Below are 14,047 nucleotides of genomic sequence, written 5' to 3' on the forward strand. Positions count from 1 at the left end.
TTAGTTCGGTTTTTTCTCAGTCGTGGCGGTATCGGTGCTGACTACGATCGCTTGGTTTGGCATAAGAATACGCGCCACGCCATCCACAATCAGTTGATCACCCGCTTTTAAGCCGCTACGAATAACCCACATCTTTTCTTCGGGCTTCATCCCTTCCGCCCACTGACCGACTTCAACAGGGCGTGGTTGTGCCACCGTTGCACCTTTATCGTCTTGCCCGACCACATAGACAAATTTGCCGCGCGGATTATCTAACACCGCACGCTGTGGAACGCTGATCGAGTTCGGGCGGCTGGCGCCCAGTAAACGAACCCGCACAAATTGCCCGGGCGACAAGGTTTTATCAGCATTCGATATCGTGGCACGGGTTGCTACATTGCCAGTACTGGTATCGACTTTATAATCTTGGAAACTAATCTTGCCGTTCTGATTGATCGGCTTGCCCTCCGAATTGCTAAGCGACACCATAAAACCACCCTCAGGCATTTTTAGCGCACCCGCTGACAGATCTTCACGCATCATTAGATGTTCTTTTTCTGGAATGCCGAAGTTCACATACACCGGATCAATTTGTGCTACCGTAGTCATGAGGCTATTACTGCCAACTTCAACTAAGCTCCCTTCTACTTTTTGCGCACGTCCAACCACGCCACTGGCGGGTGAGCGCACGATGGTATAATCAACATTGATTTTTGCGCTATTGACGCCCGCTTGGGCTTGCACCACGGCTGCCTTGGCTTGCTCAATCGCGGCATCCGCTTTTACAATGCCTGCTTCCGCTTGTTGCATTTGTGCTTGTGCTTGCAGCAAGGCTGATTGAGCTTGTTGTGTGACGGCTTGCGCTTGAGCCGTGCCGGAGTCGGCACGTTTCGCTTGTGCTTGTTGCGCATCATAATTTGCTTTTGCCACCGATAAAGCCGCTTCAGCACTATCCAGCTGGCTGCGGCTCAACAATTGTTTGGCTACCAGTGGTGCGACACGATTATATTCACTCTGTGCTTGTTTCAATTGTGCCGCTGCGCTTGCGATACTGGAACGCGCACTATCTTCGCCCGCACTGGCCGTACCAATCCCCGCTTTGGCGGATAATAAACCGGCTTGCGCATTGGCTAAACTGGCTTCAGCACTCGCTTTAGTCGCAATAGCGCTGGTACGATTCGCTTCCGCACTGACTACACCCGCTTCGGCCTGCTTCAGATTGGCGATTGCTTGATCTAAGGCCGCTTTATAATTGGCTGCCTCGATTTCATATAAAGCCTGATCTTTTTCGACGGGCGAGCCTTCTTCAAAGAGGCGCTTTTGTACAATGCCGGTAATACGGCTACGTACTTCTAATTCACGCGCACCGGCGACCTGACCCACGTATTCAAAACTCACTTTGACATCACTTGCTTGCACCGTTAAGACAGTGACTTGCGCTGGTGGGGGGCCTTTAGGAGCACTGCCAGTGGCTGGTGCAGGGGACTTGTCCTTGGGCGGGTCTTCCGCCTGTAGCACTGCGCTACTGGTAGCAAAAATTAAACTTAAGGTATAGATACCCCAGTAGCGCAGCAATAGTTTCATGATTCAGTTCCTAACGAAAAGCCTAATAACCAGCAGGATCAACTAAGCCACTGGTACAGTCTAATTTTCTAACCGGCATTGCTTGTTGGATTAAATCGGTTAATTTTCCATTCGCAGAAGCACCGCGCAGATTAATCCACAATTCGCTGATGCGCTTGCCATCACAGCGTATATTCACACGGTCGCCACTGCCTGCACCAAAACTTTGATCAAAAGCATCGCGAATTTGTGTTGCAGTCAGTGTTTTACCAATATGACGGCTAAATAATTGGCCTACCGCTGAAGTATTGATTTGTTTTAGTGCATTAATGGCGTCGCGGAAATAAGTTTCAGGGCTTGCACCATAACAAGTCCCATGTTTATACCATTCATGCCGGTCTAAGTGAGAGCGATAACCCGGCATAGCAACTAATAACTCTTGTTTTAATTCAGCGCTATAGCTGAGCTCAGGCAATAAGCGCCAGCCCTCTTCACCTCTCCGATCAATCGTGCGTAGGGTAATATCGACTCCACAATAAGCATTATTAATCGGCTGTGGCCATAGGCCATGTAAAGAGAGTTGTTTGGCATCGGGACTAGCTGAGGTTTGAAGGGTGCATTCTTTTTTGCTTTGATGGTTTTGACAAAATGCGGGTTGCCAACTTAAGGCTAGTAAATAGTCATTTACTGCGTTTGATCGTGTATCTCTGCTAGTAGGGTTGGTCGGTGCGTTGGCTTGCCCATCTAGGCTAGTAACAAATTTACCGCAAGAAATACTCACCCAGCGCTGGGTGCGCTCAGGCTTGGTAATTTCCACCAAATAATGTGTCGCAGCAACTTTGTTTTTCGCTTTAATGGTATAAACCTGTTTAGGTTCAAGTTTAATATTGTTGGGATTGGTCGCTTCATGAATAGAGTGATAGGCAGGACAGGCTTGTTCAGCAATTAGATAACCTTCTTGCGCCGCAAAACTGGTGCTTGAAAATAATACTGTGCTGAGTAAAGAAAATGCGCTAAATGCACGCCGTGATATCATGAATGACCCCTGTCCTAAAAAGGCTCGATAGTGCCTTTTTGTGGGGTTTTGTTCAAGTTAGCTGCTATTTTAGAGTGTTGTTTGCATCGGCAGCCTGACGCTGAGCACGCAAACGTTCATCATTATATTTCATCAATTGTAAGGTCAGATAAATTTTAGCGGGGATGGATAGAAATAATCCGCCTGCAATTAAACCAGCAATAATGGCGATGCCATGAGGATTATTAATGGCGGTGTCGGTAAATACAGCGATGAGCACTCCGCTGCCTGTAATCAGCAGACCCGCCGCGATTAAGCCATACATCACTCGGTTTAAGGTTGTTTCGTTCATAGTGCACTTCCTCTTGATGCGTAGATTATTATGAATCGCCCCTCGTTTGCCTTTGATGCTTATCAATCCGAATCTGGGAAAGTGCTTAAAGGCGTTGAATAATAGGCGGAGATCGTAGTGTTCTTGAGGCTGTGTTACAGTAAAGTTACGATGGGTACGAGTCTTGTTACGCTAGAGGAGATATGTGCCATGGATCAGCTCAAGACAACAGAGCTACAATCTTCAAAGCCTCAATTAATAGATCGTTTTGGTCGTCATATCACTTATGTGCGTTTGTCGGTGACAGATCGTTGCGATTTTCGTTGTGTGTATTGCATGGCGGAGGATATGACGTTTGTACCGCGTGAACAATTATTAACCCTAGAAGAAATGGAGCGCGTTGGGCGTGCCTTTGTCCAATTGGGTGTGCACAAAATTCGTCTAACCGGTGGCGAGCCTTTAACGCGGCGCGGTGTCTTACAATTGATTCAAGGCTTGGGAAGTTTAGAGGGTTTGCGTGATTTTACGGTGACCACGAATGGCAGCCAGTTACCGCGTTTTGCGGTTGATTTAAAAGCAGCAGGCATTACCCGTCTTAATATTAGTTTGGATACTTTGCGTGCGGATCGCTTTAGGCAATTAACTCGCACGGGTCATATTGAGCAAACCCTCGCCGGTATTGAGGCTGCCTTGGCACAAGGTTTTAAGCGTATCAAATTGAATGCGGTCATCTTAAAAAATCGCAATCATGATGAAGTGTTGGATTTAGTCGCGTTTGCCCGCGAGCGCCATATCGATATTTCCTTTATTGAAGAAATGCCTTTGGGTGAGATTGGTGATCATGATCGTGCTGAGGCTTATTATTCCAGCGATGAAATATTGCGCGACTTACGGACACGCTATGATTTGCAAGCGGTAAACGATCAAACGGGTGGCCCATCGCGCTATTATAAAACCCTCGATCATGATAGCCGTGTGGGTTTTATTTCACCCCACAGCCATAACTTCTGTGGTGATTGTAATCGGGTGCGCGTGACGGCGGAAGGGCGTTTATTATTGTGTTTGGGGCAGGAGCATTCGGTCGATTTGCGCCGTGTATTACGTGCTCATCCTTTAAGTGATGAACCCTTAATCGCAACGCTTAAAGAAGCGATGCAAATTAAACCGCAAGGTCACGAATTTCAGTTGGCGGAAAAGCCGATTTTATTCCGCCATATGAATGCCACTGGCGGCTAATCACTTTTCGTTGAGGCGTGGCATTAGCATCACTAAATTGCAGGGTAGGGTGCGGCTATCCAGTTGCGCCTGAATCAGCTTATCCCACCCCAAACGGCACGCGCCACTGGAACCCGGCAAACAAAAAAGATAAGTACTATTAGCAACCCCCGCAATAGCGCGTGATTGTAGCGTTGAGGTGCCAATATCCTCATAAGATAAAACGCGAAACATTTCGCCGAAACCTTCTAGTTCTTTATCTAATAAAGGTTTAACGGCCTCCGGCGTGCCATCACGTCCGGTAACGCCAGTACCACCGGTCGTTAAAATGGCATTGATGTTTTCATCTGCAATCCACTGGGACAGGATTGCACGAATCGCATATTTATCATCCGGTACAATGCTTTTGGCTAAGCAGTGGTGGCCTGCTGCAAGCACACGATCTACTAAGGTTTTACCCGAGGTATCATCAGCTTCCGTGCGTGTATCAGAGATGGTGAGTACCGCAATATTCAGCGGTTTAAAAGTCAGTGCGTGTGAGTCAGCCATGTGTCTCTTCCTTGGTTTAAGTGGATTAAAATTATAAGAAATCGCTAGCGACCCTGCATTGATTCTGGTCGCTTGGTTTATGATTGAGGCGTGTTATGATGCTATAATTAATGAACAATTACTCACCCCATCTGAGGCAAAATCGTATGACTACACCAGAGAATCAACAAGATGCTCAATTTGAAGCCAATTATGAAGCCTTTATTGCTGGGGTGCGCCAGTCTGGGCAAGTATGGGGCTTATGTGATGAGAATGATGAGTGGGCTTTGTGTCCATCAGCCTTATACGAGGAAACGGATGTTGTTCCTTTTTGGTCTGAAGAAGCGGCTGCGAAGGCACATTGCATTGATGAATGGAGTCATTACCAACCGCGTGCGATTAGCCTAGATGAGTTTTTGGGCGATTGGTTGCCGGGTATGCATGAAGATGATGTGTTGGTCGGACCTAACTGGGATGATGAGTTAGAAGGTTTGGAAGTAGAGCCCGCCGATATTGCCGCTGAATTGGATGAGAATTGGGACGCGCAAGACGCGGAAGGCGACGACGGTAAGCAATAATTTCATGGTCAAGATTGGTGAATACAACCACTTGCGTGTCGCTAAGCAAGTGGATTTTGGCCTGTATCTGGATGGTGGTAGTTATGGCGAAATTCTGCTGCCTAAACGCTATATTCCAGCGGGATTGCAAGTTGGGCAGATGCTAGATGTCTTTATTTATTTAGACTCTGAAGATCGTTTAATTGCCACCACTGAAAAACCTCTTGCCACGGTGGGGGAGTGCGCTTATTTAAAAGTAGTAGACACCAATCGTTATGGTGCTTTTTTAGAGTGGGGCTTGCCCAAGGATTTATTAGTGCCGCGTGCTGAGCAAGAGAGTGCGATGCAAGTGGGCAAAAGTTATGTCGTTTATGTCTATCTGGATGAGCGCAGCGAAAGTATTGTCGCCTCTTCGCGCTTGTCGCATCATTTAAGTGAATTAGGGTATTACTTCAAAGCCGAACAGCCGGTGGATTTATTAATTTATGCTCGTTCGGAGCTAGGTTATAAGGCTGTGATCGATAATAGTCATATAGGCTTATTGTTTGATAGCGAAGTGTATCAGTCCCTCAAGATCGGTCAGCGTGTGTCGGGCTTCATTAAACAAGTTCGCCCTGACCGCCGGATCGATCTGAGCTTGCGCAAAGCCGGTGAGGTGGTTGAGGATGGTTTAGCAGCCAAAATTATTGAACATTTAAAAGCGCGCGGTGGTAGTTCCACGTTTACGGATAAAACCGCTCCTGAATTGATTTATCAAGAATTTCAGGTAAGTAAAGCTCACTTTAAACGTGCCCTCGGTCTACTGTATAAACAGCAGCGGATTTTACTGAGTAAAGATAAAATCACGCTCGTTTAACGCAAGTATCCACTATTCACCTGTTTTGCATAGTGGGATTTCTCAAATATGCACGCATGGCATATAGTGTTTTTAAAAATTCAAGTGGCTTCTAATAGGTAAGTATTACAGGCATGGCACATCAGAAAGCTAACGAGGAGGCGCTTTTTCCCATCGGCACAGTCTCAGAAGAAACAGGGGTTAACTCGGTTACTTTACGAGCATGGGAGCGACGTTATGGGCTCATTATTCCGCATCGTACCCCTAAAGGTCATCGTTTATACACCCAAGCTGATATTCAGCGAATTCACCAAATTTTACAATTAATCGATCAAGGTGTTGCCGTTGGTCGTGTGCGTGGCATTTTGGATAATCGCCCTTTGGTGGACTCAGTCTGTAAGAAAAATGGCGAGTGTGCTTGTGTTGTGCCTTTAAAAGATGGCAATTGGAATGCTTATTTTGAGTTTTGCAAGCGTTGTATTTATAAGTTAGATGTCCGTTCTTTAGATAGAGCCATGTCTGAAATCATGGCGCATTACCCCCTCGAGTTGGTTGCCAAAGAATTATTTCTCCCCTTGTGTTTAGAGTTGCATGGTCAGTGTTCAATGCTGGATTCGACCTGTGCTGAATATGCTTTTTGGTATGAGTTCTTGCGGGCGCGTTTAGCCACAACGTGGTTGGATTGTAGTGCCCAAGCGAATGGGCGGCGTGTAATTTTGATGGGTTCGTCGAATGAGCCTGTGGTGCATTTGCAAATGCTTTTATTTGCTTGCCTTTTAAACCAACAGGGTTATCAAGCAAGCTTGCTCGGTGCGGATTGCCGTCCACAACATTTACCTTTAGTGCTAGAACGCTCCACGATTGATGCGGTGATTTTTTGTACGCCAACGCAAGATGTATTAACGCGCATGGATGCCTTAGCACGCCTAACCGCAACGCATTTGCTAGTGCATTATTTGGATATTCCAGACTTGCACATGATCCCAAAAAATGATTTGCCTTCCAGTGTTAAGTCCTTGCCCCATTCGATGAAAATGGCGATTGCACTCTTGGATGAAATGGTGGGGCAGCCTCGCCCCAACGACAACACGCTGCATTAACTTATGCCTACGGCTATCGTTTGGTTTCGCCAAGATTTACGTTTAGCGGATAATACCGCGCTATTTCAGGCTTGCCATAGTTGTGAGCAAGTTATTCCCGTTTTTATTGATGATCCGACACCAACGACAACGAGCCAACTAGGTGCGGCTAGTCGGGTTTGGTTACACCATAGTTTAAGGTCGCTTTCAGAAACGTTGGCGCAACACGGCAGTCGTTTAATTCTACGCCAAGGCTCTGCGCAAACGGTGTTAGAGCAGCTCATCGCAGAAACAGGCGCTAGCCATTTATACTGGAATCGCTGTTATGCGCCAGCAGCGATTCAGCGTGATCAACAGCTTAAAGCCACTTTAAAACAAATCGTCGAGGTTCATAGTTTTCGTGGCAATGTGTTGTATGAACCGTGGGAGATACTCAAACCCAATCGCGAGCCTTATAAAGTTTATACACCTTTTTGGAAGGCGCTAAATAATCAAGGTTTAATTCGCAACGTTTTACCAAAACCCGCACAGCTTCCTGCGCCAGTCGTTTGGCCTGTTAGCCTTGAGTTAGCTGACTTGAACTTACTGCCATTGCTGGATTGGCATTGGGGGATGATGGGGCATTGGCACGTGGGTGAGGCAGCAGCGCAGCAGGCGTTACAGGATTTTCTAGGAGGCGCGCTAGACGATTATGACCACCAGCGTGATTATCCTTTTGTGGATGGTACCTCGCAATTATCGCCACACCTGCATTTTGGTGAAATCAGCCCGACACAAATCAGTTATGCGACACAACAAATACTAGATGCTGATCCCGCTTTAGCTGCGGGCTATGAGCGCTTTATGAAGGAGTTGGTTTGGCGCGAATTTGCCATAATGCTGCTCTATCATTTTCCGCATACCCTCGATAAACCATTAGATTCACGTTTTGAACAGTTTCCTTGGGCAGCTTTAGATGAGGCTAGCTTAAGACGCTGGCAACAAGGGCAAACCGGTATTCCGATTGTGGATGCAGGGATGCGCCAGTTATGGCAAAGCGGTTGGATGCATAATCGTGTGCGGATGATTGTGGCGTCATTTTTGACTAAAAATTTACGTTTACCTTGGCAATTAGGGGAACAGTGGTTTCGTGATACTTTGGTGGATGCGGATTTAGCCAATAATGTATTAGGCTGGCAGTGGGTTGCTGGTTGTGGGGCAGATGCAGCACCGTATTTTCGAATTTTTAATCCTATCTTACAGGGCGAAAAATTTGATGCACAGGGCTTGTATGTCAAGCGCTGGGTGCCTGAATTAGCGACACGTTCCAGTCAAGTCATTCACCAACCACGCCAGCTCGGTGAGGGGTTGGCCGATTATCCATTAGCAATGCTTGATTTAGCCGAAAGCCGCCAACAAGCATTAGCGGCTTTTGCGAGTATAAAATCTGCCTAGCGGAAGGTAACAAATGCACCACTTTGGCCAGAAGCACTTCTGACACGCGCTAAATTAGAGCGTGCTTCGCTTTCGCTGCTGAAAGGAACGCGTACTTTATAAAGTCCATCCACTTGATCGACCACCGCACGCAATCCACGACTGTCCATCGAGCGTTTAATTTGTTCGGCATTACTACGATTACCAGAAGCAAAAACCTGAACAGCTGCACCGCCGCCACCGCTAGACGATGATCCACCGCTGCTTCCGCCACCACTATAGTAGTTGTTGCCGCCACCACTATTCCCGCCGCCTGCGTAGGAATCGTTGTACCCGCCCGAGCCGCCGAAGTCACCACCACCTTGGGCATAGCTATCGTAGGAATTATTTCCGCCGGTTTGCCCACCTACGCCACCGCTATAATCATAAGGCGCTTGGCCGCCTTGTTGGCCACCACCCTGTTGGTTACCTTGTTGATAATTGCCGCCTTGTTGCCCAGCTTGAGCGTAACTGTCATATCCGCCATTATCTTGCTGGTCATAAGCATCTTGCTGATAACCACCTTGTTGCGGTTGCGGCTGTTGGGGAGGGTAATAAGGTTGCTGTGGCTGTTGTGGCTGGGGACGCGGCTGGTAGTAATTTCCACCGCCACCACCGCCCTGCGCTAGTGGTGTTGCTTGTGGGACATCATTATTCACATAAGGATCCGGTGTTCCGGTTTCCAGACCTGTGTTTTGGCCTGTTGGATTGGTACTACACGCTGCTAATAAAGCAGCCATAGATAAACTTAGAACCAAGCGTATCGAATGATTCATTGAAAATAGCCCTCTGTTTATTGTTATCAGTTAATACTAGCGAGTGGGCATTTCACATACAAGCTAATTATCGAAGTGATCATATCCTTTTATTGATTTGCTTGGCATTTGATCAAATTCAATACATTCCACCTGATTTGTGATGCAGCCTAGCACTTGGACGTCACTGTATGCTAAGAGTTCACTTTGCCATCTTGCCCATAAGATAGGCGGTAAGGTGAATAATAACTCATAATCATCACCGCCCCCTAAAGCATAAGCTAAGCGTTGCTCCATAGGTAACAAGGCCAGTGCTTTACTCCATCGAAACTGTTGGGTGTTTAGCCTTGCACCGACTTGGGAGCGTTGCAAAATATGCTTCACATCTCCCAATAAACCATCCGAAATATCCATACAGCTGCTGGCTTTATCAACCAGCCAAGTTCCTAAGCGCGTACGCGGGCTAGGATAGTTCAGGCGCTTAATGCAATAATCACTGGCCCAAGCAGGCAGATTTAAACGTCCTTGCACTAAAGCTAATCCTGCCGCTGCATCGCCTAAATAGCCTGATGCTAGGAGCAAATCGCCCGCTTTTGCACCCTGACGTAATAAAGCTTGCTGCTTGGGAGCAGTGCCCATGACTTGAATGGTAATACTCAAAGCACCCCGGGTCGTATCGCCACCGATTAGGAAAATGCCATGGGCATCCGCCAGTGTTTTTAAACCTTGGGCGAATGCCTGTAACCAGAGTGGGTTTACTTCTGGCAACGTGAGTGCCAAGGTAAACCAGCGTGGTGTAGCACCCATTGCCGCCAAATCACTTAAGTTCACGGCTAAGGCTTTATAGCCAATCGCATCTGCGGGGGTATCACTGGGAAAATGCACACCACTAATAAAGGTATCGACTGAAATAAGTAAATCCTCGCCACTCGGCACTTGTACTATAGCGGCATCGTCGCCTACGCCAATACTTACTGTATTAGGTGGATTGGGCCAGTCGAAATAGGTTTTAATCAGATCAAATTCATTCATAGCAAGAGATCGAAATGGCAAGTTGGTTGGCAATTTTAGTCGGTGGTGCGTTTGGTGCGTTGTTGCGTTATGGCACGATTCAGGGCATTCAGCAAGTGTTGGGCAAGGGCTTTCCTTACGGTACCTTGACGGTGAATGTGTTGGGTTCATTTGCCCTAGGGTATTTAGCATTTTATTTTGGGCAGCGCGATTTATTGGCAAGCGCTTGGTATCGTGGTTTGGCCGTAGGGGTGTTGGGAGCTTTTACTACCTTCTCCACTTTTTCTTTAGATACAGTTAATTTGCTGGCGCAAGGTGATCTAACTAAGGGGCTGCTCAATATTGGTTTAAATGTTGGCCTTTGTTTACTTGCGGTGAGTTTGGGCATTTTTACTGCGAAAGGCTTTTGATATGATGCGTTTTTGCTTAATCAAAATGGATAAAAAAGCATGTTGGATCCTAAGCGCTTAAGAAATGAACTTGATGAAGTAGCGCAGCAATTAGCAAGACGTGGTTTTAAGTTAGATGTTGCAGCCTTGCGTGACCTAGAAAGTCGCCGTAAAACCTTACAAACCCGCACAGAAGAATTACAAAATCAACGTAACACGCAATCTAAGTCCATTGGACAAGCCAAAGCGCGGGGTGAAGATACCGCGCCTTTATTAGCAGAGGTTGCTAAGCTCGGTGACCAATTAAGAATGGCTGAACAGGGTTTAATCGAAGTTCAGAATGAGCTTGAAGCCTTGTCCTTAGGTTTGCCGAATATTCTGGATGCTTCCGTGCCGGATGGTGCGAGTGAAGATGAAAATGTTGAAGTACGTCGTTGGGGCGAGCCAACGGCTTTCCATTTTACCCCTAAAGATCATATTGAGTTAGGTCTGCCGAATGGTTGGATGGATTTTGAAGCCTCTAGCAAGTTGACTGGCGCACGTTTTGTGGTGTTACGCGGTGCGATGGCACGCCTACATCGTGCGTTGATTCAATTTATGTTGGATACGCATACCACGCGGCATGGTTATCGTGAAGTATATGTGCCTTATATGGTCAATGCTGAAAGTTTACGCGGTACGGGACAATTGCCAAAGTTTGAAGAGGACTTGTTTAAGCTCAATAACGAGCAAGGGTATTATTTGATTCCAACCTCTGAAGTACCCGTTACCAATTTAGTACGTGACACTATTTTGGAGGCGGCGGAGTTACCGCTGAAATATACCTGTCATACGCCGTGTTTTCGCTCCGAAGCGGGTTCACATGGTAAAGATACACGGGGTTTGATTCGCCAGCATCAATTCGAGAAAGTCGAAATGGTGCTAATTGTTAAACCAGAAGACTCTTGGGCTGCTTTGGAGGCGATGACCCAGCACGCCGAAACGATTTTGCAAACATTAGGTTTGCCGTATCGTGTGTTAGCGTTATGTGCAGGGGATGTCGGTTTTTCTGCTGCCAAGACTTATGATCTTGAGGTATGGCTGCCGGGTCAGAATAAATATCGCGAAATCTCTTCTTGCTCTAATACCCTAGATTTTCAGGCCAGACGTATGCTAGCGCGTTATCGTAATCCCGCAACGGGCAAGCCTGAGTTAGTACACACCTTAAATGGCTCTGGTGTTGCGGTAGGACGTGCTTTAGTTGCGATTGTCGAAAACTATCAAGAAAGTGATGGGCGCATTCGCATTCCTGAAGCCTTGCGCCCCTATATGAATGGTATGGATTATTTGGTTTGAAACGTGCCCTGCTTAGTTTGATCCTACTAAGCTTCGGCTTAGTAGCTTGTATGTCTTCGCCGCCAGCGACAGACGAACTACCCCTACCTTATGTCATCTATATTAATGATATTCCCCTTCGAGTCGCGATCTTCGATGACGTAGCAAGTCGTCAACAGGGATTAATGGAGGTAACTTATCTGCCTGAATCGTCGGGTGGCTTATTTATGTATGACAAACCTAATATGGTTAGTTTTTGGATGAAAAACACCCCCATGCCCTTAGATATGTTGTTTTTTAACGCGCGACGTCAGCTCATTCAAATTGCTCAGAATACACAGCCCTGTATGGTAGATGATTGCCCGCTATATCAAGCAGCTAATACACAATATGTTGTTGAAGTGCCCGCTGGCTTTGTCGCAGCAAACCATATTAAGCTTAATGCTATTTTAACAATTGATTAATTGTATTTATTCTGATTTATGATAATAAATTAATGTCTTGTTCCATGAACCTCGCATAGTACTACCTATACTAAGATAAGCTGAAAAATATCAGTTTTGTACGTAATTGATATAAACGTTTTTGAATTGAAGTGTCGATATGTAGGAGATTAAACTATGCATAAAATTCCAGTTGTATTAGTATCAATTTTGTCTATTGCTGCTTTGTCAGCTTGTAGCACCACATCAGCCCGCATTACCAAAACGGCCTCTAAAACCCCACCACGCTTAATTATCGAAAAAGATAAAAAAAGCGAAGGCGATATTCATCCCATGAATTTAGCTTGGGATAAAGTCGATAATTTTGGCGCTGTACCGGCTTCTCTTCAGAAGCAAGGTGATAGTGACTGTAAAGCTGCAAACTTTACTAAGGCTGTCGGTTATCATCCAAAAGCAGAAGATGTTCAAGGCAAGCCTATTCCAGGCGGCGCATTCTTGTGTGATAAATAACATATAACTATTAAAATTAAGATAGAAGCCCTAAAAAAGTTTCTATCTTTCACTCAGTAAAACCATTAGAATCCGACAGGTATAGTTCTATCTATAATGAATCTATTATTTTATATGCTGTTGAATAACCAATCGGGAGATTGATGATGAAGCGAAAATTATTAGCTACGCTAGTAGCTACTTTCTCTTTAGCAGCGGGAGCTGCTAGTGCTGCCCCTAGCTCGGTAGCAACGATTACGTCTGTTACAGGGCAAGTGATCATTGAAAATGCTGAGGGTGTGCGTAGCTTAGCTAAAGCTGACATGAGTTTGGCGGAAGGCTCAAACGTGATTGTATTAGAAAATGGCAAAGTAGGTTTGCAATACCAAGCTAGCCAATGCAAGATCAACCACGATAATAACTCTTTAGTAGCTATTTCTGAAAAAGCACAGTGCGCTGCTAGTAAGAAGGTTTCTGTGGGTCAAGCAGGTAGACGTCCACAACCCACTAATAATGCATTCAATAATGCTTTAAGGGGAGCGGGTCGTAGCAATGGTGCGCTGGGTGGAGTGTCTGGTGGTGTGGCGACCGGAGGTGTTGTGGGAGGTGTCTCTACCACGACTATGATGGCAGCTCTGGGTGGTGTAGCCGCAGCAGCCTCAGTCGCAGCTGCTGGTAGCACCAATGACCTGAGACATTGTTATGACAAAAATGGCCCAGAACCTAGCTGCCCTAACTATATTCCACCTAAAACCCCTTAAATAATGTATAAAGGCCTAGATAAATATTATTTAGGCCTTTCTTATTGTAGGTTCCGGTCATGATTTAAAGGAGTTGAAGAAGCGTCTTTCGATACAGGTTCCAATGACTTTGTCATGAATCTCGATAGACTTAGAAAAACAGATCGTCTTGCGTGCTAGACGTTTAATCCAAATCCTCAAATTCAGGTTTTGCCGTTCAATGCTTTGTGTGTAGCGCTTAGTGATTAAATGCTTATCTTCAGGCAATAAACGCTCATAAGCGCCCCAATCATCCGTGCAATACAATGCCAGTTTGAAAGGTGTCAACCGTTCCAAGAGTTGCTTCAAGGTG

The 14,047-nt window shown here is 46.1% G+C and carries 17 protein-coding genes; 10 read left to right on the top strand and 7 right to left on the bottom strand.

Annotated elements, in window-relative coordinates; translation table 11 throughout:
• The 3 genes from A3IE_RS21215 to A3IE_RS0117715 form a co-directional block, all read right to left on the bottom strand.
• A complete protein-coding gene (locus A3IE_RS21215) occupies nucleotides 1-1,563 on the bottom strand; it encodes an efflux RND transporter periplasmic adaptor subunit (protein WP_020396965.1) in 1,563 nt (520 codons plus the stop codon).
• Between the two features lie 22 nt (nucleotides 1,564-1,585).
• Nucleotides 1,586-2,578, bottom strand: coding sequence for a ribonuclease T2 family protein (locus tag A3IE_RS0117710; RefSeq protein ID WP_020396966.1), 993 nt, complete (start codon nucleotides 2,576-2,578; stop codon nucleotides 1,586-1,588).
• Between the two features lie 64 nt (nucleotides 2,579-2,642).
• Entirely contained in the window at nucleotides 2,643-2,909 is a 267-nt protein-coding gene (locus A3IE_RS0117715; protein ID WP_020396967.1) for a hypothetical protein, read from the bottom strand.
• Nucleotides 2,910-3,098: 189 nt separating this feature from the next.
• Here A3IE_RS0117715 and moaA point away from each other — a divergent pair, with 189 nt between their 5' ends.
• Nucleotides 3,099-4,124 (top strand): GTP 3',8-cyclase MoaA, encoded by a 1,026-nt coding sequence (gene moaA / locus A3IE_RS0117720; RefSeq protein ID WP_020396968.1) that lies wholly within the window; start codon nucleotides 3,099-3,101, stop codon nucleotides 4,122-4,124.
• Here moaA and moaB read toward each other — a convergent pair whose 3' ends face one another.
• Nucleotides 4,125-4,652 carry a molybdenum cofactor biosynthesis protein B gene (gene moaB / locus A3IE_RS0117725; RefSeq protein ID WP_020396969.1) on the bottom strand — a complete coding sequence of 176 codons (528 nt, stop codon included), beginning with the start codon at nucleotides 4,650-4,652 and terminating at the stop codon, nucleotides 4,125-4,127. It lies immediately after the preceding gene.
• A 146-nt stretch (nucleotides 4,653-4,798) separates the two neighbouring features.
• On the opposite strand from moaB, the gene A3IE_RS0117730 reads away from it, so the two are divergent.
• The 4 genes from A3IE_RS0117730 (at nucleotide 4,799) to A3IE_RS0117745 (ending at nucleotide 8,536) form a co-directional block, all read left to right on the top strand.
• Nucleotides 4,799-5,209 (top strand): DUF2750 domain-containing protein, encoded by a 411-nt coding sequence (locus A3IE_RS0117730; protein WP_020396970.1) that lies wholly within the window; start codon nucleotides 4,799-4,801, stop codon nucleotides 5,207-5,209.
• Nucleotides 5,210-5,213: 4 nt separating this feature from the next.
• The gene (locus tag A3IE_RS0117735; protein WP_020396971.1) at nucleotides 5,214-6,044 is read left to right on the top strand and encodes a CvfB family protein; all 831 of its coding nucleotides are present in this window, start codon (nucleotides 5,214-5,216) and stop codon (nucleotides 6,042-6,044) included.
• A 113-nt stretch (nucleotides 6,045-6,157) separates the two neighbouring features.
• Entirely contained in the window at nucleotides 6,158-7,123 is a 966-nt protein-coding gene (locus A3IE_RS21220; RefSeq protein ID WP_020396972.1) for a MerR family transcriptional regulator, read from the top strand.
• A 3-nt stretch (nucleotides 7,124-7,126) separates the two neighbouring features.
• Entirely contained in the window at nucleotides 7,127-8,536 is a 1,410-nt protein-coding gene (locus tag A3IE_RS0117745; RefSeq protein ID WP_020396973.1) for a cryptochrome/photolyase family protein, read from the top strand.
• Here A3IE_RS0117745 and A3IE_RS22315 read toward each other — a convergent pair.
• Nucleotides 8,533-9,330: an SPOR domain-containing protein gene (locus A3IE_RS22315; protein ID WP_020396974.1), complete on the bottom strand. Its 798-nt coding sequence runs from the start codon at nucleotides 9,328-9,330 to the stop codon at nucleotides 8,533-8,535. The genes A3IE_RS0117745 and A3IE_RS22315 overlap by 4 nt on opposite strands.
• A gap of 63 nt (nucleotides 9,331-9,393) precedes the next feature.
• Nucleotides 9,394-10,341: a thiamine-phosphate kinase gene (thiL, locus tag A3IE_RS0117755; protein WP_020396975.1), complete on the bottom strand. Its 948-nt coding sequence runs from the start codon at nucleotides 10,339-10,341 to the stop codon at nucleotides 9,394-9,396.
• Nucleotides 10,342-10,355: 14 nt separating this feature from the next.
• Here thiL and crcB point away from each other — a divergent pair, with 14 nt between their 5' ends.
• The 5 genes from crcB (at nucleotide 10,356) to A3IE_RS0117780 (ending at nucleotide 13,716) form a co-directional block, all read left to right on the top strand.
• Nucleotides 10,356-10,730 (top strand): fluoride efflux transporter CrcB, encoded by a 375-nt coding sequence (gene crcB, locus A3IE_RS0117760; RefSeq protein ID WP_020396976.1) that lies wholly within the window; start codon nucleotides 10,356-10,358, stop codon nucleotides 10,728-10,730.
• Nucleotides 10,731-10,769: 39 nt separating this feature from the next.
• On the top strand, nucleotides 10,770-12,044 hold the full coding sequence (gene serS / locus A3IE_RS0117765; protein ID WP_020396977.1) for a serine--tRNA ligase: 1,275 nt from the start codon (nucleotides 10,770-10,772) through the stop codon (nucleotides 12,042-12,044).
• Nucleotides 12,045-12,094: 50 nt separating this feature from the next.
• Nucleotides 12,095-12,487: a DUF192 domain-containing protein gene (locus A3IE_RS21230; protein WP_157832899.1), complete on the top strand. Its 393-nt coding sequence runs from the start codon at nucleotides 12,095-12,097 to the stop codon at nucleotides 12,485-12,487.
• Between the two features lie 156 nt (nucleotides 12,488-12,643).
• Nucleotides 12,644-12,976, top strand: coding sequence for a hypothetical protein (locus A3IE_RS0117775; protein WP_020396979.1), 333 nt, complete (start codon nucleotides 12,644-12,646; stop codon nucleotides 12,974-12,976).
• Nucleotides 12,977-13,119: 143 nt separating this feature from the next.
• Nucleotides 13,120-13,716 carry a hypothetical protein gene (locus A3IE_RS0117780; RefSeq protein ID WP_157832900.1) on the top strand — a complete coding sequence of 199 codons (597 nt, stop codon included), beginning with the start codon at nucleotides 13,120-13,122 and terminating at the stop codon, nucleotides 13,714-13,716.
• Between the two features lie 57 nt (nucleotides 13,717-13,773).
• Here the strand turns inward: A3IE_RS0117780 and A3IE_RS0117785 are convergent.
• A partial coding sequence (locus A3IE_RS0117785) for an IS1 family transposase (RefSeq protein ID WP_020394719.1) occupies nucleotides 13,774-14,047 on the bottom strand: 274 nt, incomplete at its 5' end.

The organism is Thiolinea disciformis DSM 14473, assembly GCF_000371925.1.
Classification (GTDB): Bacteria; Pseudomonadota; Gammaproteobacteria; order Thiotrichales; family Thiotrichaceae; genus Thiolinea; species Thiolinea disciformis.